This is a genomic window from Burkholderia sp. ZZQ-2, assembly GCF_050768715.1.
Taxonomy (GTDB): Bacteria; Pseudomonadota; Gammaproteobacteria; order Burkholderiales; family Burkholderiaceae; genus Burkholderia; species Burkholderia cepacia.
This window is the reverse complement of the sequence record NZ_LDVA01000116.1, coordinates 1-18,293: the sequence shown is the minus strand read 5'-3', so window position 1 is coordinate 18,293 and position 18,293 is coordinate 1. Positions and strand designations below refer to the sequence as shown.

General features: G+C 69.7%; 13 protein-coding genes. 2 read left to right on the top strand and 11 right to left on the bottom strand.

The genetic code is table 11. The features are described from left to right. Window positions 1–16 precede the first annotated feature (16 nt). The 11 genes from ABY44_RS07040 to ABY44_RS06990 form a co-directional block, all read right to left on the bottom strand. Window positions 17–1,441 carry a heavy metal sensor histidine kinase gene (locus tag ABY44_RS07040; protein ID WP_059693836.1) on the bottom strand — a complete coding sequence of 475 codons (1,425 nt, stop codon included), beginning with the start codon at window positions 1,439–1,441 and terminating at the stop codon, window positions 17–19. Further along, entirely contained in the window at window positions 1,438–2,121 is a 684-nt protein-coding gene (gene irlR, locus ABY44_RS07035) for a heavy metal response regulator transcription factor IrlR (protein ID WP_021157388.1), read from the bottom strand. Before irlR ends, ABY44_RS07040 begins: the two co-directional genes overlap by 4 nt. Further along, the gene (locus ABY44_RS07030; protein ID WP_059693835.1) at window positions 2,121–5,345 is read right to left on the bottom strand and encodes an efflux RND transporter permease subunit; all 3,225 of its coding nucleotides are present in this window, start codon (window positions 5,343–5,345) and stop codon (window positions 2,121–2,123) included. The genes irlR and ABY44_RS07030 overlap by 1 nt, the downstream gene beginning before the upstream one ends. Window positions 5,346–5,470: 125 nt before the next feature. Further along, the gene (locus tag ABY44_RS07025) at window positions 5,471–6,943 is read right to left on the bottom strand and encodes an efflux RND transporter periplasmic adaptor subunit (RefSeq protein ID WP_431641032.1); all 1,473 of its coding nucleotides are present in this window, start codon (window positions 6,941–6,943) and stop codon (window positions 5,471–5,473) included. 34 nt (window positions 6,944–6,977) lie between these two features. Then, complete coding sequence (locus ABY44_RS07020; protein ID WP_060173044.1) at window positions 6,978–8,300, bottom strand: TolC family protein; 1,323 nt, start codon at window positions 8,298–8,300, stop codon at window positions 6,978–6,980. Window positions 8,301–8,550: 250 nt separating this feature from the next. Further along, the gene (locus ABY44_RS07015; protein WP_060173043.1) at window positions 8,551–9,741 is read right to left on the bottom strand and encodes a phosphotransferase enzyme family protein; all 1,191 of its coding nucleotides are present in this window, start codon (window positions 9,739–9,741) and stop codon (window positions 8,551–8,553) included. Window positions 9,742–9,777: 36 nt separating this feature from the next. Beyond that, window positions 9,778–10,410 carry a nicotinamide riboside transporter PnuC gene (gene pnuC, locus ABY44_RS07010; RefSeq protein WP_021157393.1) on the bottom strand — a complete coding sequence of 211 codons (633 nt, stop codon included), beginning with the start codon at window positions 10,408–10,410 and terminating at the stop codon, window positions 9,778–9,780. Between the two features lie 59 nt (window positions 10,411–10,469). Continuing rightward, window positions 10,470–12,701, bottom strand: coding sequence for a TonB-dependent siderophore receptor (locus ABY44_RS07005; protein WP_060173042.1), 2,232 nt, complete (start codon window positions 12,699–12,701; stop codon window positions 10,470–10,472). Window positions 12,702–13,317: 616 nt separating this feature from the next. Then, window positions 13,318–13,521, bottom strand: a complete 204-nt coding sequence (locus ABY44_RS07000) for a DUF2970 domain-containing protein (RefSeq protein WP_021164122.1) — start codon at window positions 13,519–13,521, stop codon at window positions 13,318–13,320. Between the two features lie 123 nt (window positions 13,522–13,644). Beyond that, window positions 13,645–15,741: a pyridoxamine 5'-phosphate oxidase family protein gene (locus tag ABY44_RS06995; RefSeq protein ID WP_431641031.1), complete on the bottom strand. Its 2,097-nt coding sequence runs from the start codon at window positions 15,739–15,741 to the stop codon at window positions 13,645–13,647. A 36-nt stretch (window positions 15,742–15,777) separates the two neighbouring features. Then, on the bottom strand, window positions 15,778–16,422 hold the full coding sequence (locus ABY44_RS06990) for a glutathione S-transferase family protein (RefSeq protein WP_060173040.1): 645 nt from the start codon (window positions 16,420–16,422) through the stop codon (window positions 15,778–15,780). Window positions 16,423–16,549: 127 nt separating this feature from the next. Here ABY44_RS06990 and ABY44_RS06985 point away from each other — a divergent pair, with 127 nt between their 5' ends. After that, complete coding sequence (locus ABY44_RS06985; protein ID WP_059684677.1) at window positions 16,550–17,485, top strand: LysR family transcriptional regulator; 936 nt, start codon at window positions 16,550–16,552, stop codon at window positions 17,483–17,485. 230 nt (window positions 17,486–17,715) lie between these two features. Next, the coding region (locus tag ABY44_RS06980) for a thiamine pyrophosphate-binding protein (protein WP_431641029.1) at window positions 17,716–18,293 on the top strand (578 nt) is incomplete at its 3' end.

Genomic DNA, 18,293 nt, shown 5'->3' with positions numbered 1-18,293 from the left:
GTGCCCGCCCGCGGTGTCAGGCGCCGGCAGCCGCCAGCCGCTTCGGCTCGGCCGGCTGGTGCGGAAAGCGCAACCAGAACGTCGTGCGCCGGCCCGGATCGCTGTCGACGCCGCATTCGCCGCCGTGATTGTCCATGATCGACCGGACGATCGCGAGGCCCAGCCCGGTACCCGACGCCGAATTGTGCCGCGACGGATCGACGCGATAGAATCGCTCGAAAATCCGCCCGACATGCTCGGCGGCAATGCCGGGCCCCGTGTCCGACACGGCAATCGTCGTCGCACCGCCCTGCTCCACGCAGTCGATCGTCACGACGCTGCCGCGCGGCGCGTACCTCAGCGCATTGGACAGCAGGTTGCTCAGCGCGCGCTGGTACAGCGTCAGGTCCGCATCGACCCACGCGTGACCGTCGACCTTCACCTGCACGCCCGCATCTTCCGCGAGCGCCTCGTAGTAGCCGGCCACACGCCCGGCCTCCTCCGCCGCATTCAATCGCCGCACGTCGATCGACGTGCCGGCCTGTTCCGAGCGCGCGAGAAACAGCATGTCCTCGATCATCCGCGACAGCCGCTGGTATTCGTCGATGCTCGACTCGATCACGTTCCGGTATTCATCCGCGCTGCGCGGCTGCGACAGCACGACCTGTGCGGCCGCCTGCAGGTTCGTGAGCGGCGTGCGCATGTCGTGCGCGAGATTCGACGAGAACTGGCTCAGCCGCGTGAACGATTCGTTCAGCCGCCCGAGCATCCCGTTGAACGCGTGCTCGAGCTCCTTCAGCTCGCCCGCGGTATCGAGTTCCGGCAGCGGATGGGCGAGCCGGCTCGTCGACATCTGCTCGGCGCGCGCCGCGAACCGCCTCAGCGGGCTCAAGCCCAGCGCCGCGATGCCGTACGCGATCGCGGCCGCGAGCACCACGCCGAACACCTCGATCACGACGATCGTATAAGCGTGCGTGCGCAGCAGCAGCACGTCGGCGCTGCGGTCGTACTGCACCGCCACGCGTACCACCGGTGCGCCTGCGCCGGCGAGCGGCACGGTCGTCACGAGATACTGCTGCCGCGCGCCGGGCGGCGCGACACCGACCGGCACGCGCCCCGCGTCGAGCGTCAGCAGCGGTGCAACCAGGCGGAATCCGGGCGTGCCGACGAGGCGCGTGCCCGCCGCGTCGTAGATCGCGAGATCCATGTTCGGATGGCCGTGCAACTGGTCGATCCAGATATCGACGTTGCGCGCGACGTCCGCCGTCGAGCGCGCTTCGGCCAGATGCGCGCCCAGCGCGGCGGAAATCCCGGCCATCTGCTCGGCGGCCGTCGTTTCGACGCGATTGCCGAGCGCCTCGTAAAGCGCGACCCCGCTCGACGCGAGGATCACCGACGTCGACAGGATGATCAGCGCGGTCAGGCGTCCGCGCAGCGTGCGCGGCAGCAGTCGCGCGATCATGCGGCCGCGCCGCCGCGCGCTTCGAGCACGTAGCCCATCCCGCGCACGGTGTGGATCAGCTTCGGGTCGTACGCGTCGTCGATCTTCGAGCGCAGGCGCCGGATCGCCGAATCGACGACGTTCGTGTCGCTGTTGAAATTCATGTCCCACACCTGCGACGCGATCGTCGCGCGCGGCAGGATTTCGCCTTCGCGGCGCATCAGCAGCCACAGCAGCGCGAATTCCTTCGCGGTCAGCAGGATCGTGTCGCCCTGCCGCGTGGCCTTGCGGCGCGTCAGGTCGAGTTCGAGGTCGGCCACGCGCAGCGTGTTCGAATCGCGCGGCTGGCCGCGCCGCAGGATCGACTTGATGCGCGCGGTCAGCTCGACGAAGTCGAACGGCTTCGCAAGATAGTCGTCGGCGCCGAGCTCGAGCCCCTTCACACGATCGCCGACATCGTCGCGCGCGGTCAGGAACAGCACCGGCGTCGACTTGCTGCGCCGCAGGTTCTGCAGCAGCGTCCAGCCGTCCTGCCCGGGCAGCATCACGTCGAGCACGAGCAGGTCGTATTCCTCGGTCTCGGCCTGGTGCTGGCCCGTGATGCCGTCCTCGACCCAGTCGACGACATAACCCGCTTCCGTCAGGCCCTTGCGCAGATATGCGCCCGTCTTCGGTTCATCTTCGACAATCAGAATTCGCATCACGCATTACCCTTGAAGAAACCCAGCCGGCGCAGCACGCCCGACACGAAGCCGCCGCCGAAGCCGCCCGCCAGCGCGGCACGCCACGACACCGCATGGCTGACGCGGTACAGCACGGGCAGCACCAGCAGCGTCAGCGCCGTGGACGACAGGATACCGCCGATCACGACCGTCGCGAGCGGGCGCTGCACCTCGGCGCCGGTGCCGGTCGCGAACGCCATCGGCAGGAAGCCGAGCGACGCGACGAGCGCCGTCATCAGCACCGGCCGCAGCCGCGTGAGCGCGCCTTCGCGCACGGCGGCCTCGAGCGGCGTCCCGTCGTCGCGCAGGTTGCGGATGAACGAGATCATCACGAGCCCGTTGAGCACGGCCACGCCCGACAGCGCGATGAAGCCGACCGCCGCCGTGATCGACAGCGGAATCCCGCGCAGCCACAGCGACACGACGCCGCCGCTCAACGCGAACGGAATGCCGGTGAACACGAGCAGCCCGTCCTTCACGTTGTTGAACATCACGAACAGCAGCACGAACACCATGAACAGCGCGAGCGGCACGACGAGCTTCAGGCGCTCGCTCGCACTCTGCAGCTGCTCGAACTGCCCGCCCCACGACACCCAGTAGCCGGCCGGCACGCGCACGTCCTGCTGAAGCTGCTCGCGCGCGTCGGCGACGAACGAGCCGACATCGCGCCCGCGCACGTTCGCGCTGACGACCACCCGCCGCTTGCCGTCCTCGCGGCTGATCTGGTTCGGGCCCGGTGCGACGTCGATCGTCGCGAGCTCCGCGAGCGGCACGTATGGCGCCGCCGCGAGCGGCGCGCTGGCGCCGGCCGCCGGTGCGGGCAATGCGATCGGCAGCCGCTTGATCGCCTCGATGTCCGAGCGCAGCTCGTCGGGCAGCCGCACGACGATGTCGAAACGGCGGTCGCCCTGGAACAGCGTGCCGGCCTTCTGCCCGCCGACGGCCGCGGCCACCGTATCCTGCAGGTCGGCCACGCTCACGCCATAGCGCGCGAGCTTGTCGCGGTCGAGATTGACGGTCAGCACGGGCAGCCCCGTGGTCTGCTCGACCTTCACCTCGGACGCGCCCGGCACCTTCTGCAATGCCGCCGCGATCTGCTCGCCGGTCTGGTTCAGCACGGCCATGTCGTCGCCGAAGATCTTCACGGCGACGTCGCTGCGCACGCCCGAGATCAGTTCGTTGAAGCGCAGCTGGATCGGCTGCGAGAACTCGTACGCGTTGCCCGGCAGCTCGGCGAGCGCTTCCTCGATCTCCCGCACGAGCTGGTCGCGCGGCTTCTTCGGGTCGGGCCACCGGTCGGCGGGCTTCAGCATGATGTAGCCGTCCGACAGGTTCGGCGGCATCGGGTCGGCCGCGATCTCGGCCGTGCCGGTGCGCGCGAACACGCGCTCGATCTCGGGGAAGCGCGCCTTCAGTGTCTTCTCGATCGACTTCTGCATCTCGACCGACTGCGACAGGCTCGTGCCGGGAATCCGCAGCGCGGCGACCGCCAGGTCGCCTTCGTTCAGGCTCGGGATGAACTCGCTGCCGAGCCGCGTGGCCAGCCCGAGCGTGACGAGCACGATCGCGCCCGCGCCGAGCATCACGCGCACAGGCCGCGTCATGAATGCCGCGAGGACCGGCTCGTATGCGCGCCGCGCCCAGCCCATCAGCCGGTTCTCCTTCTCCTCGACGCGCTCGCCGATGAACAGCGCGACGGCCGCCGGAATGAACGTGACGGTCAGCACCATCGCGGCTGCGAGCGCCATCACGACGGTGATGGCCATCGGATGGAACATCTTGCCTTCGACACCCGTCAGCGCAAAGATCGGCAGGTACACGACCATGATGATCAGTTGCCCGAAGATCAGCGCGCGCCGCGCCTCCTGCGACGCGCCGAACACTTCCGCGAAGCGCTCGTCGCGCGTGAGCGGCCGGCCGGCGGCAGCCTGCGCATGCGCGAGCCGCCGCACGCAGTTCTCGACGATCACCACCGCGCCGTCGACGATGATCCCGAAGTCGAGCGCGCCGAGGCTCATCAGGTTCGCACTCACCTTCGCGTTGACCATCCCGGTGAAGGTCATCAGCATCGACAGCGGGATCACGAGCGCGGTGATCAGCGCCGCGCGCATGTTGCCGAGGAACAGGAACAGCACGGCGATCACGAGGATCGCGCCTTCGAGCAGGTTCTTCTTCACCGTCGCGACGGCCTTCTCGACGAGCACCGTGCGGTCGTACACGGGAATCGCCTTCACGCCGGACGGCAGCGTGCGGTTCACGTCCGCCATCTTCGCGGCGACGGCCTTCGCAACCGTGCGGCTGTTCTCGCCCATCAGCATGAAGACCGTGCCGAGCACGACTTCCTCGCCGTTCGACGTCGCGGCGCCGGTGCGCAGTTCGCGGCCGATGTCGACCACGCCGACGTCCTTCATCCGCACCGGCACGCCGCCGACATTGGTCAGCACGATGTTCGCGATGTCGTCGACCGTGCGCGCCTGGCCCGGCACGCGCACGAGATACTGCTCGCCGCGCTTCTCGATGTAGCCGGCGCCGACGTTGTCGTTGTTGCGTTCGAGCGCGCGCACGACGTCGGCGAGCGTCAGCCCGTAAGACATCAGCTTCGCCGGGTTCGGCGCGACACGGTATTCCTTCACGTAGCCGCCGATCGAGTTGACCTCGGTCACGCCGCGCACGTTCCGGAGCTGCGGCCGCACGACCCAGTCCTGCAGTTCGCGCAGGTCGGCCGCCGTATAACGCGTGCCGTCGGGCTTGCGCGCGGCGGCATCGGCCTCGACGGTCCACAGGTAGATCTCGCCGAGGCCCGTCGACGTCGGCCCCATCGCGGGCGCGATGCCGGGCGGCAGCTTGTCCTTCGCTTCCTGGATGCGCTCGTTGACGAGTTGCCGCGCGAAGTAGATGTCGGTGCCGTCCTTGAAGATCACGGTGACCTGCGACAGCCCGTAGCGCGAGATCGAGCGCGTCTGCTCGAGGCCCGGCAGCCCGGCCATCACGGTCTCGACCGGATAGGTGATGCGCTGCTCGGCCTCGAGCGGCGAATAGCCGGGCGCGGCCGTGTTGATCTGGACCTGCACGTTGGTGATGTCGGGCACCGCGTCGATCGGCAGCTTCTGGTAGCTGAACACGCCCAGTGCGGCCACGGCCGCGATCGCCAGCATCACGAGCCAGCGGTGCGCAATCGCAAAGCGGATCAGGCGTTCAAACATGACGGGGTTCCTTGAAGCGGGGCACGGTCACCCTCGACGGACGGGCCGCCCGGCCGGCCACCCGGCGGGCCGGGAATCTGGCCGCGAACCGGGCCGTGATTAGCACGACGGCGCACACGTGACGCTCATTCATGTTCCGCGCTCCCCTTGCCGAGTTCGGCCTTCAGCACGAAGCTGTTCGACGCCGCGTATTCCTGGCCCGGCTTCAGCCCCTTCAGCACTTCGGTCGCACGTTCGTCGCGCCGCCCCGTCTCGACGGCCTGCGCGACGATGCCCTTCGGCGAACGCACGAAAACGGACGGTGCGCCATCGACGTCCTGCAGCGCGTCGCTCGCGACCGCGAGCGGCACGCCCTGCCTGCCCGCGTCGACCGACACGTTCACGAACATCCCGGGCCGCCACACGCCGTCCGGGTTCGGCAGCACGACGCGCGCGGGCGCGGTGCGCGTCTGTTCGCCGAGCAGCGAACCCACGTACGCGATCGGGCCGCTCGAACGCGACTCGAACGCGGTCGCGACGACCGTCGCGTCGCGTCCCACCCGCACGTCGTTGAGCCGCTGCGCCGGCACGGCCATCTCGGCCCATACCGTCGACAGGTCGGAGATCACGAACATGCTGGCATCGGCAGCGATCGCTTCGCCGGGCGTCGCATGCTTCTCGACGATCGTGCCCGCGAACGGCGCGCGCAGTTCGTAGCGGTTCAGCGCGCCCGCGCCGGCGGGCGCATTCAGCGCGGCGAGCTTCTGCCGCGCGTTCTGCACGGCGATCTCGGCTTCGCGCAACTGCACCTGCGCCTGCTGGTAGTCCTGCTCGGCCGAAATACGCTCCTGCCACAGCGTGCGTTCGCGCTCGTAGGTCGCGCGTGCGCCCGACAACCGGCGTTCGGCCGTCAGCAGCTCGCTGCGCCGGTCGGCAAGATCGGTGCTCGCGATCACGGCCAGCACCTGCCCCTTCGCGACGTTCTGCCCGAGCGACACCGACACCTGCTCGACGATGCCGGCCACGCGCGGCACCACGTGCGCGGTGCGATCCTCGTTGAACTTGATCTCGCCAGGGAGCTGGAACGGTGTCGCGATCTGCGCGGGGCCGGCCTTCGCGAGTGCGATCCTCGAGGTCGCCAGCTGCGCGTCGGTCAACGCGATCGCGCCGTCGGCGCGTGCGAACGGGAACGAGGCGGCGTCATTGCCCGCCTTCACGTCGATCGTCGCATCGAACACGTGCGGCTTGGCGATCGACTGCGCGGACACGAACTTCCGGCCGGCCGCGTCGAAACGCAACGGCTCGTGCGTGCGGTCGTAGCGGACCAGCGTCCCGGACACGGTGACGCCCTTGCCGGCCGGCTTGCCGTCGACGAACGGATAGACGACGAGGCGCGCGTCGCCGGGCTTCTCCGTCATCACGATTTCGACGGACAGCTTGCCGCGCCTGAGCACGACACCGCCGCGCTCGCCGGCGGCTTCGGCGGATGAAGCGGCTTCGGGCGCCGCCGACTCGGAGGTGGCGCCGCCGCCATTGCGCGTGACGCCGAGTGCGCCGAGGACGATCCCGGCGCTGCCGAGCACGACCGCCGCGATGATCAGGATTCTGCTGCGTGACATGATGATCCTTCAGGTAATGGAGGCGTCTGTGGCGCTATTGCGTGACAGGGGCGAACGGTGCAAGCGGCGTACCGACGAGCCGGCCGATGTCGGCACGCGCGGTATGGGCGTCGGCGAGCGCGCGCACGTATTGCGACTGGCCCTGGAACAGCGTGCGCTGCGCGTCGAGCACGTCGAGGAAGCTGAACTTCCCGAGTTCGTAGCCGCGCGACATCGCGTCGAGCGCGACGCGCGCGGCCGGCAGGATGTCGTCCTTCAGCCGCTGCGCTTCCTGCGCGGCGGCTTCGAAATTCGCGTAGGCCTGCGTGAGCTCCAGCCGCAGGCGCGTGCGTTCGCGATCGAGATCGGCGTTCGCCCGCGCGGCCTTGTGCGTCGCCTCGAGCAGCGCGCCCTTGTTCGTGTTGAACAGCGGAATCGGGATCGACACGCCGACCACGGCCTGGTTGTCCGGCACGCCGCCCGTGGTCACGCGCTTCACGCCCGCGCTGATCGTCACGTCCGGAATGCGCCGCGCGCGTTCGAGCGATACGGCCGCGTTCGAGCGCAGCATCTCGGCGCGCGCGATCCGCGCGAGCGGCGCGTCGTCGAGTTGCGCGGTGAGCGCGGGCAGCGACTCGACCGGCGGCACGGCTTCGAGGTCGCCGAGCACCGCCAGCCGGCCGTCGCGCGCCTCGCCCATCACCGCGTTCAGCTTCTCGCGTGCGACCTCGACGCGGCCGCGCGCCGTCACGACTTCGATCTGCACGCCGGCCGCCGCCACGTGCGCCTTGGTCGCCTCGACCGGCGACACCTTGCCGGCCTGTGCACGACGGCTCGCGAGATCCGCGGAGCGCGCGGCGATCGCGGCCGATTCCTCGGTGACCTGAAACTGGCGCTGCGCGGCGAGCAGCCCGTAGAACGCGGCGATCACGTCGGCGCGCACGACGGCGCCCTGTTCGTCGAGAGACGCATTGGCCGCTTCCCTGCCGTACGACGCGACGTCGAGCCGCGCGCCGCGCTTGCCGCCGAGTTCGATCGTCTGGTTGATCAGCGCGGTCGACGTGCGTTCGGCGCGACGGAAGCCTTCCTGCAGGAACGACACTTCCGGATTGGGGCGCGCACCGGCCTGCATCAGCGCGCCGGCCGACGCATCGACGTCCGCGCGCGCGCCGCGCAGCGCCGGATTGTTCCGGGCCGCGGCCGCGAGCGCATCGGCAAGCGTCAACGAGGTGGAAGGACGTGCGTCGGGTGGCGGTGCGCCGATCGGCGCGGCGCCGCCGGAGGCAGCCGGAGCCGGCCCCGGCGACAGCGACGGCTGCGCATGAGCCGTCGCGGCCATCGCGAAGACGACGGCCGCGGCGAGGTTGAGCTTGAGCATGTTCGGTTCTGCGGTAACGGTTCGCGACCGATGCTACGGTCCGGCCGCAGTGCGAACATGAGGCGAAGATGATATTTCCGTCATCTTGGGGGCGGCCGCGCGCAAGCGTGCGGTGCCCTGCGGGAATGGCATCCCGCGTGAACGATCAGGAAGATTGGGTGAACGTGCAGCGCGACGGCTGCGAGGAAAACTGCGGAGGGTCGGAGGATCGGGGAATCGGCGCGCGTGCGCCGAAACCCCGGCACGCGAATCAGGCTGCCCCTTGCTTCGCGCGCCGGCGCTGCACGAGCCAGTCGAGCAGTTGCCGCCCGTCGCGTTCGCCGAACCACCGCGCGTGCCCGATCAGATACCCGTCGTATGCGATATCGACAATGGCCGGCGCATCGATGATGCACCCGAAATACGCCACTTCCGACAGCGCGAACTCCGTATGCACGATCGGCAGCATCGCGACCAGCGCCGCGTAGGCTTCGTCCCCCAGCGGTTCGAGTGACTCATACCCGTCGAGCAGCGCGTCGATCTGTGCGTACTCGATGCGGCGTGCCTCGGCCGGCGCCATCCAGTCGACCGTATTGCGCTCGATCGCGAGCGCGAGGTCCATGACGGCGCACGTGCGATCCGACAGCCCGAAATCGAGCACCGTCCGCACCTGCGCGCCGGGCCCCGCCTCGGTCCACAGCAGGTTCGACGCGTGCCAGTCGCCGTGCGTCCACAGCGGCGGCAGCGCGGGCAGCAGCGGCACGAGGCGCGCGTGATACGGGCCGATCGCGTCGGCCACGTCGCCGCGCCAGTCGCGCGCGCCGAGTGCGCGCACGAGCAGCGGCTGCGCCTCGACCCAGCGTTCGAGCGCGCCCGCCAGATCGTCGGACGACAGCACGCGGAAGCTCGACAGCAGCGTGCGCACGGGCCGCGCCGGCGCATCGTAGCCGGCCGACGCGCGATGCAGCTCGGCCAGCGCGCGACCGGCCGCGTAAGCGTGCGACGCATGCGTGAACGGCTGCCACGACATCACGCCGCGATACGGGTCGACGCCGGGCGCGAGCACATGCACTTCGTAGGTCCAGTCGCCGGACGCGAATGCGGTCGCACCGTTGCGATCCGCGAGCACGTCGACCACCGGCATGCCGCGTTCGCGCAGGTGCGCGATGAAGCGATGCTCTTCCTCGAGCCCCGCGACATCGCGCAGGCTCGCGTGATGACGCTTGACGAACAGCCCGCGCCCGTCCGCCATCCGCACGAGCACGGCCGCCGCGAACTGTCGCGGGCTGTGCCACGTGAGCCGCTCGGGCTCGCCGGCGCCGTCGATGCGCGCGAGCACCGCCGCCACCTCGTCGTGCGTCATCAGCGGCCAGTCGCGTTCGGCCTGCTCGCCGTCGACACCGAATTGCGGCGGCGCGACGTCACGCGGCAGGGCTCCGTCCGGCTCGAGTGGGAATGACATGAACGACGTTGCTCCGTAATTGAATCGGCGCGTGAATCAGCGCGCGCCGCCGCCCGTTGCCAGCGCACCGCCGGCCGCCGCGCGCAGCGCCGCGGCCGTGCGGCTCCAGTCGCGCCAGCCGACGACGGCCAGCCCGATGAACAGCGCGTAGAGGCCGGCCGTCAGATACAGTTCCTTGAACACGAACATCCCGACGTACACGACGTTCACGACGATCCACAGCCCCCACGATGCAATGTAGCGCCGCGCGGTCCAGTATTGCGCGACGAGGCTGAACGCGGTCAGCGATGCATCGACGAACGGCAGCGCCGCATCGGTCCAGCGCGCCATCATGCCGCCGAGCAGCGCGCTGCCGACGACGGCCGCGATCAGGTCGGGCAGCATCTGCATCGGCCGCACGCCCGTGACGGGCGCGACATCGCCTGCCGGCGCCGCATTGCCGTCGGCCTCGCTCGCGCGCTGCGCGAGCCAGCGTTGCCAGCCGTACACCTGCAGCACCGCGAACGCGCCTTGCAGCAGCATGTCCGAATACAGCTTCGCGTCGAAGAAGATCCAGCCGTACAACGCGACCGACACGAGCCCGACCGGCCAGCACAGCATGCGCCGCTTCGCGGTCAGCCAGATCGCGAGCGCGCTGACGATCACGCCGGCGATTTCGAGTGGGGACATCGTCTGTGCTCTCCAGGTTAGCTGCCGGGGCCGCGCGTCACGCGGCGGGTTCCGGACGGTCAGAAATCATAGGTCAACGACACGCGGGCGGTGCGCGGCGCACCCGGGAACAGGTACGCGTCGCCCTGCTGCTCGCCCGCGTCGCGCCAGTAGAACTTGTTGAACAGGTTGTCCACCGACACGCGCAACACCGTGCGATGGCCGCCGATCTTCGTCGTATAACGCGCGCCGAGATTGAACACGAACCACGCCGGCACCTGCGCGGTGCCCTCCTCGTTCGCGTTGCGGGCCGCGCTGTACTCGACGCCGCCCAGCACGTTCAGCCCGGCCACGCCCGGCACCGCGTAGTCCGCATACAGCGACGCGCGCAGCGCGGGCACGTTGATGATCTGGTGGCCTTCGTACGCCGGCGAACCCGAATCGTACGCCCGCGCGCGAATCGCCGCGACGCTGGCCGTCAGCCCCAGACGCTCGGTCACGCGCCCGGCCGCGCCGAGCTCGATCCCCTGGTGCCGCTGCGTGCCGCGCTGCACGAACGTGTAGGTCGTGCCCGATGCGTCCGGATCGGCGAACTGGAACGGCTTGCTGATCGAGAACACGGCGGCCGTGAGGCTCAGCCGGTCGAGCCAGTCGTATTTCGCGCCGACCTCGATCTGGTGCGATTCGACCGGCGGCAGGAACGCATACGCGTTGGTCGCGCGCACCGGCGCCTGGTCGCCGAGCGACAGCGCCTTGCTGTACGACGCGTACAGCGACAGCACGTTCACCGGCTTGTAGACGAGCGCGACCTGCGGCAGGAACACCGAGCGGTCGGTGTGCGTCGCGTCGCCGTCGAGGCTGCTCCAGCTGCGCTGGCGCAGCAGCACCTCCTTGCCTCCCGCGAGAACCTGCCAGTGTTCGCCGATGCTGATGCGGTCGAGCCCGAACACGCCGTATTGCCACGCATCGAGCTGCGGATACGACGGCCCGGGCGTATTCGGCGACGGTGCAAACGTGACGTCGGGTCCGTAGATGTTCTCGCTGCCGACATAGTCGTACACGGCGGTCGCCATGTGCACGACGCGGCGCTGCACGCTCACGCCGAGCGTCAGCTCGTGCCGCAGCGGCCCCGTCGCGAACTTGCCGGTCGTGACGGCACGCAGGTCGTCGTTGCGCCGGTATTCGCCGGGGCTGCGGAAGTCGTACACGTCGTAGTCGCCGTTCGCGCCGAAGAAAAACGGTGACGTCGCGCCGGCCGTGCAGCTCGCCGCGTAATAGCAACCGTACGCGAACGCGCTGTTGTCGTCGATCATCGTGCGGCTGCGGCCGGCGGCGATGTAGGCCTTCCAGTCGTCGTTGAACTGGTAGTCGAAGCGCGCGTTCAGGTTCAGCGCGTCGGTCGTCACCGGCTTCGCCCACGGCTGCGTGCCGAGCGCCTTCGACGTCGTCTTGACCGACGGCACGACGGTGCCGCCGAGCAACTGGTAGCCGGGTGCGGAACGCTGGATCCACTGCTGGAATTCGGCGTTGAGCTGCAGGCTCGCGCGCGGGCTGATGTCCCAGTCGGCGGCGATCGAGCCGAACGTGCGCCGTCCGTTCGTGCCGTCGATGTAGGAGTGCATGTTCTCCTTCGCGGCATTGATCCGGAAGCCGAACTGATTGTCAGGGCCGAAGCGGCGGCCGAGATCAACGGCCGCCGACGTCGAGCCGCGGCTGTCGACCCCACCCGTCACGCTCGCGACGTTCGCCGAGCGCTTCGTCACGAAGTTGATCACCCCGCCGGGTGCGACGACGCCGCTGTCGATGCCGGCAAGCCCCTTCAGGATCTCGACGCGCTCCTTGTTCTCGAGCGGCACGTTCTGTTCGCCGGACACCGTCAGCCCGTCGATCCGGATCGCGCTCGCAAGATCGACCGGAAAACCGCGGATCGCAAAGCCTTCGAAATAACCGACCGGCGCGTAGTCGTTGACGACCGACGCGTCGTTGCGCACGACGTCGCTCAGCCGCTTCGCCTGCTGGTCGTCGAGCTGCGCGCGCGTGACAACGCTCACCGACGCCGGCGTATCGCGCAGCGGCGCGTCGTCGAGCCCCGCGACGGATGCCGTGCGTGCGCGCAGCGCGTTGCCGCGCTCGCCGCTCACCGTGATCGTCGGCAGCGTCGCGCTGGCGGCCGCCCCGGCGTCCGGCGCCGGCGTGTCGCCCTGCGCCGCGGCGGCCTGGGCCGCGAAAAGCGTGATGCCGAAGCCGACACCAAGCCCGACCTTCGCGCGCCGCCGCCGTGCGGGCGACGCTGTTGTTCTATTCACCGTCATTGCTCTGGATGGAAAACTCGCCACTCGACCCTGTCGAAACCCGTTAGGAAGCTGCGAAGCGTGCCCGCGACCGGATCTGCCTCCGCCGGACGCACGCGCCGGCACGACATTCGTCAGACGAACCGGGCGAACCAGACGATCCGGCACGCAAGCGTGCCGCTCGGTCGGGAAGACGCAGGATGGGACATCGGATTCAGGTGACGCACCGGAAACCGACGCAGCCGTCGACCGGTTCGTCGGGGCGTGTCGGGCGGCCGGCTGCATCGCGCGGTCTTGTCATGCGGGGGGACGCTTCGAACGCCCCGGTACGGGCGCGACGGTCTGGTGCGCGCCGTTCGCTGGAACGGCGGCGTGCCCGTCGCGCACGACATCGCGGCGCGGCGCGCATTTTACCCCGGGCGGGGCGGGCTGCCCTGGAATCGGGCGAATCGGGAGAATCGGGTGGGTGGGGAAAGCGGGAACGGGAACCGCGCGATTCGTGCGGCACGGCGACAGTGCCGATGTGCGCATGACTGGCGTCGTGCGCGGCCGCCTCGATGACCGGCACCGTCACGCGCCGGTCATGCGGCCGGAAACCGGAGCGGGAACGTTCGCCCGCTCGCGATTCGGCGGCCGGTCAGAATCCCTGCATCGTCGCGGTCGGATCGACGACCAGGTGCACGACGCCGTAGATCACCGCGCCGACGAGCAGCGCGAGCACGATCGCCACGAACGGCAGCAACGTGTAGTTGACGTTCGCGAGATCGGCCGCGTGCGCCTTGCTGTTGCGTACGCCGAAGAAACTCCACAGGACCAGCTTGATCATGCCGAGCAGTTTCATGGTTGTGCTCCTTTCATCGAATCGGTTGACGCTATCGTCGATCCGACCGGCATCCGAAAAAAGAAGCAGTTGCGCGCGCTTTTCGCGCAGCAGGCCGTCTGCGGCCGCATGTCGCAGGGTGCGTCAGCGGTCGAGCACGAGCGGCTCCGACCCTTGCGCGGGCCGCGCGACGCACAGCAGCGCGCAGCCGGGTTCGACCGGCGCATCGGGCGCCTGCTCATAGTCGACCGCGCCGGACAGCACGCGCGTCGCGCACGTGCCGCACGACCCGGAGCGGCATTCGGACGGCACGGCCACGCGCTGCCCTTCCGCGAGTTCGAGCAACGTGCCGTCGGCGGGCGTCCACGCGGCATCGCGGCCGGCGCGCCGGAACACCACCGGCACGCCCGCCGCCGGCGCCCCGGTCGTGCGGGTCGCGCTGCGCGCCACGCTCGACGGCCCGAACGCCTCGAAGCGGATGCGTTCGTCCGGCACGTTCAGCGCGCGCAGCCCGTCGTACAGGTCGCGCATGAACGCCGACGGCCCGCACAGGTAGAAGTCGTAATCGTCGAACGTCAGGAGCCGCTTCAATTGCGCGATGTCGATGCGGCCTGCCTGCGCCGCCGACCCGTCGTGAGGATGGCTGTCGAACCAGTGGAGCGACAGCCGTGCGTCGGCGGCCGCGATGCGTGCCAGCTCCGCCGCGAACGGCCGGTCGGACGCGTCGCGCGCGCCATGCACGAACACCACGCGGCGCGATGGCCGATCGTCCGCCAGCGCGCGGCGCAGCATCGCGGTCATCGGCGTGACGCCGATGCCGGCCGACACGAGCACGGCCGGGCGCGGACTCGCGAGATCGAACGTGAAGCGCCCGCGCGGCATCTGCGCGTCGAGCGTCATGCCCGCCCGCGCGTGATCGTGCAGCCACGCCGACACGCGCCCTTCGCGCTTCACGGTGATCCGGTAATGCGTGCCTCCCGGCGCATCGGAGAGCGTGTAGCTGCGGATCGACGGCGCGTCGCTTCCCGGCAGCGCGATGCGCAGCGTCAGGTGCTGCCCGGCTTCGTAGGCGGGCAATGCAGCGCCGTCCGCCGGTTCGAAATGGAACGAGCGAATCGCGCGCGCTTCGTCGACGATCTTCGCGATGCGCAGCAGCCGCCATGCGGGTGCCGATGCGGGTGCCGATGTCGATGTCGATGTCGATGTCGATGTCGATAGTGATTCTGATGCGGTTGAAGTCTGCACCAACCCGCCCGCCGCACCCGCGCCCGCCGCCATCGCCGCGAACTGCGGCGCACGTTCGACCGCCGACCACCGGAACGGCAGCACCGCGCGCATGCGCCGCACTTCCCGCACATGGAACCGCACGACCCGCTGCGCGCCGTCGAACGATGCGACGAGCGGCCCGTCCCACACGATCTCGGCGCGCGCGGCCACATACAGCAGGTCGCCGTTGTCGAAATCGACGAACAGCAGCCCCGCTCGCGGATCGTGCTGCAGGTTGCCGAGCGTGTTGAAGAAGCGGTTGCCGCTGAAATCCGGCGTCGTCAGCGTGTGCGCATCGTCGACGCGCACGAAGCCCGGCATCCCGCCGCGATGCGACACGTCCGCGCCACGCGCAGCGCCCGCGTCGGTCGACGTGTTCGCGCTCGCGACGAAGAACGTATCGGCCTGCGCAAGCAGCGCTCGATCGGCCTCGTTCAACGCGTCCGATACGTCGGGCCCGGCGGACGCGCCGGCTTCCCGGGCGACGAACGTCGGCTTGCGTCCCTGGATGTACTTCGCGCAGTTGCCGAAGCTCTGCTCGACCGCGATCGTCAGCGCATCGCCGTCGACCGCGCGCACGACGCCGTTGACACGATTGCGCCGCCGCGTATCGAATTCGATCCCGAGCCCGCCGAGCGGCGCGCCCGGCTGCCACGCGCCGTCCAGCGGATCGCCCGGCAACGCGCGCGCCGCAATGCGCAGCGTACGCGGGTCCGGCGACGTCACGAACCCCGGCGCGCCGGCGCGCAGCGTCGCCCACGGCTGGCCGTTCGCATCGACGCCGCCAAGCACGAAGAACGGCAGTTGCGCGAAAAACGTCCGGTGCTGGTCCGGCATGAAACGCCGGATCCCGCGCCGGCCGGCCGAACCCGCGGCCGCCGTCACGCCCGCGCGCTGCTGCACGGCGAGCTCTCCCGCGTGAAACGGCGCGGTATCGAGTTCCCAGCCCGGTACGACGGTGGTCGGGGTGTTCATCGCGTTCTCCGTGGGCAGGCGCGGCGTCGGTGGGCGTTACGCGGCAAGCAGGCCGGCGCGTGTCGTCGGCATCGCAACGAAGCCCGGCAGCGCCTCGACGCGTGCCAGCCACGCACGCACGTTCGGATACGGTTCGAGCGACACGCCGCCTTCCGGCGCGTGCGCGATGTACGAGTAGGCGGCGACGTCCGCAATCGTCGGCTGCGCACCGGCCGCGAACGGCTTGCCGGCCAGCTCGCGATCGATCACGTCGAGCACTTTCGCGGCCGTACGCTTGGCCGCCTCGTGGTCGAGCTTCGCGCCGAACACGGTCACGAGCCGCGCGGCAGCCGGCCCCGCTGCGATCGGCCCGGCCGCATACGAGAGCCAGCGCTGCACGACGGCCGCGCTGGCCGGGTCGTCGGGCAGCCAGTGCGCGTCGCCGTAGCGCTTCGCGAGGTACACGAGGATCGCGTTCGAATCGGCGATCACCGTGCCGCCGTCGTCGATCACGGGCACCTGCCCGAGCGGATTGAGCGCGAGGAACGCCGGTTCGCGCTGTGCGCCGGCCGCGAGATCGACGTCGACGGTCTCCGAAGGCAGGCCGAGCAGCGACAGGAACAACCGGACGCGATGCGCATGCCCGGAGAGCAGGAACGAGTAGACGCGAATCGGCGAAGCAGGCTTGCGGACGGCAGACATGGAAAACACTCCGGAATCTCGCGCCGCCGGGAATCGGCGACGAACAACTGCAGCGTAGCGCTCGCCGTTCGTCTCCAGAAGATGGATAATCGCGGAAACATTATCCTCTCCCATAGGACAATCGACGATGGCCGATCTGCGCGACGTGAACCTGAACCGGCTGGCGGTCTTCGTCGCGGTGGTCGACGCCGGCTCGCTGACGGCCGCGGCCGAGCGGCTCGGCCTGGCGAAGACGGTGGTCAGCACGCACATGCAGCGCCTCGAATCCGAGGTCGGCGCGAACCTGCTGGTGCGCACCACGCGGCGGCTGAGCGTGACCGACGCGGGGCGGGCGTTCTACGACGCGTGCCGCGACATCGTGCGCGCCGCGGAAAGCGCGCTCGACGCGGTGTCGTCCGACGCGGGGCCGCTGCGCGGCACGCTGCGCGTGAGCGTGCCGATCGACTACGGTGCGCTGGTCGTCGCGCCTGCCGTCGTCGCGTTGCGCGACAGGCATCCGGGCCTCGACGTCGAACTCGTCGCGAACGACCGCGTCGTCGATCTCGTCGCGGACAACCTCGACGTCGCGATCCGCATCGGCCGCCTCGCCGATTCGAACTATCGCGCGGTGCAGCTCGGCACCTACGAGAAATGGCTGGTCGCGAGCCCCGCGTTCGTCGCGCGCCACGGGCGGCCGCAGGATACCGATGCGCTCGCCGCGCTGCCGTTCGTGATGCTGTCGACGCTGCCGCGCCCGCATACGCTCGAACTCGAAGACGCGAACGGCGGCACCGCTTCGGTGCGCTGTGTCGCGCACGTCGTGTCGAACACCGCCACCGCGTGCCGCGCGATCGTGCTCGCGGGCGGCGGCTTCGGGCTGCTGACGGACTTTTCGACCGACGACGACGTCGCGGCCGGCCGGCTCGTGCGGCTGCTGCCCGCGTGGCGTTCGGCGCCGGCCGGAATCCATGCGGTGTATCCGTCGACGCGGCTGCCTTCGCCGAAGGTGCGGGCGTTCATTGATGCGATGAAGCAGAGGATCGACGACACGCGGCCGGCACGCAAGACGAAACGCGAACGCTAGCGCCCGCCGAATTCCGTCGCGGCTGCGCGCCGCGCCGTTGCCGGCCCGCGCATTCCATTCCTCCGATGTATCGCGACATCCTCGCGACCACGCATCGCCATGCAAGGCGCTCATGCGCGGCATGAAAACTAATCGATTGTTGGCGCCCCGGATCGACGCCGACAATCCGCTGCATGCCCCCTCGTTTGCGGTACGGGCCACTCCCCCTCCCAATCGGCACGTCACGATCCATGAACCATCCAGTCCCCCTCTCCTGCATTGCCGAGGCCCGCACGGCCGCGCCGGCACCGTTCCTTGCCCGTCCCCGCACCTGCGGCGAAGCACTCGTCGACCTGCTCGAACGTTATGGCGTCGAATGCGTGTTCGGCATTCCCGGCGTGCATACCGTCGAGCTGTATCGCGGGCTCGCAGAGTCGTCGATCCGCCATGTGACGCCGCGCCACGAACAGGGGGCCGGCTTCATGGCCGACGGCTACGCGCGCGTCACGGGCCGGCCGGGCGTCTGCTTCATCATCACCGGGCCGGGCATGACCAATATCGCGACCGCGATGGCACAGGCCTACGCGGATTCGATCCCGATGCTGGTGATCTCGAGCGTCAACGCACGGCGCGAGCTCGGCAGCGGCGACGGCCGCCTGCACGAGCTGCCGTCGCAGCGTGAAGTCTTCGCGGGACTCACCGCGTTCTCGCACACGCTGCTCGACGCGGCCGACCTGCCGCAGGTGCTCGCGCGCGCGTTCGCGGTCTTCGAAAGCGCACGGCCGCGGCCCGTGCACATCGAGATTCCGCTCGACGTGATCGTGATGCC

Coding starts and splice junctions, on each gene's coding strand:
- ABY44_RS06985 (WP_059684677.1), top strand. CDS start 16,550: ATGGCCGATCTGCGCGACGTGAACCTGAACCGGCTGGCGGTCTTCGTC.
- ABY44_RS07025 (WP_431641032.1), bottom strand. CDS start 6,943: ATGTCACGCAGCAGAATCCTGATCATCGCGGCGGTCGTGCTCGGCAGC.
- irlR (WP_021157388.1), bottom strand. CDS start 2,121: ATGCGAATTCTGATTGTCGAAGATGAACCGAAGACGGGCGCATATCTG.
- pnuC (WP_021157393.1), bottom strand. CDS start 10,410: ATGTCCCCACTCGAAATCGCCGGCGTGATCGTCAGCGCGCTCGCGATC.
- ABY44_RS06995 (WP_431641031.1), bottom strand. CDS start 15,741: ATGAACACCCCGACCACCGTCGTACCGGGCTGGGAACTCGATACCGCG.
- ABY44_RS07020 (WP_060173044.1), bottom strand. CDS start 8,300: ATGCTCAAGCTCAACCTCGCCGCGGCCGTCGTCTTCGCGATGGCCGCG.
- ABY44_RS06990 (WP_060173040.1), bottom strand. CDS start 16,422: ATGTCTGCCGTCCGCAAGCCTGCTTCGCCGATTCGCGTCTACTCGTTC.
- ABY44_RS07015 (WP_060173043.1), bottom strand. CDS start 9,741: ATGTCATTCCCACTCGAGCCGGACGGAGCCCTGCCGCGTGACGTCGCG.
- ABY44_RS07040 (WP_059693836.1), bottom strand. CDS start 1,441: ATGATCGCGCGACTGCTGCCGCGCACGCTGCGCGGACGCCTGACCGCG.
- ABY44_RS07030 (WP_059693835.1), bottom strand. CDS start 5,345: ATGTTTGAACGCCTGATCCGCTTTGCGATTGCGCACCGCTGGCTCGTG.
- ABY44_RS07005 (WP_060173042.1), bottom strand. CDS start 12,701: ATGACGGTGAATAGAACAACAGCGTCGCCCGCACGGCGGCGGCGCGCG.
- ABY44_RS07000 (WP_021164122.1), bottom strand. CDS start 13,521: ATGAAACTGCTCGGCATGATCAAGCTGGTCCTGTGGAGTTTCTTCGGC.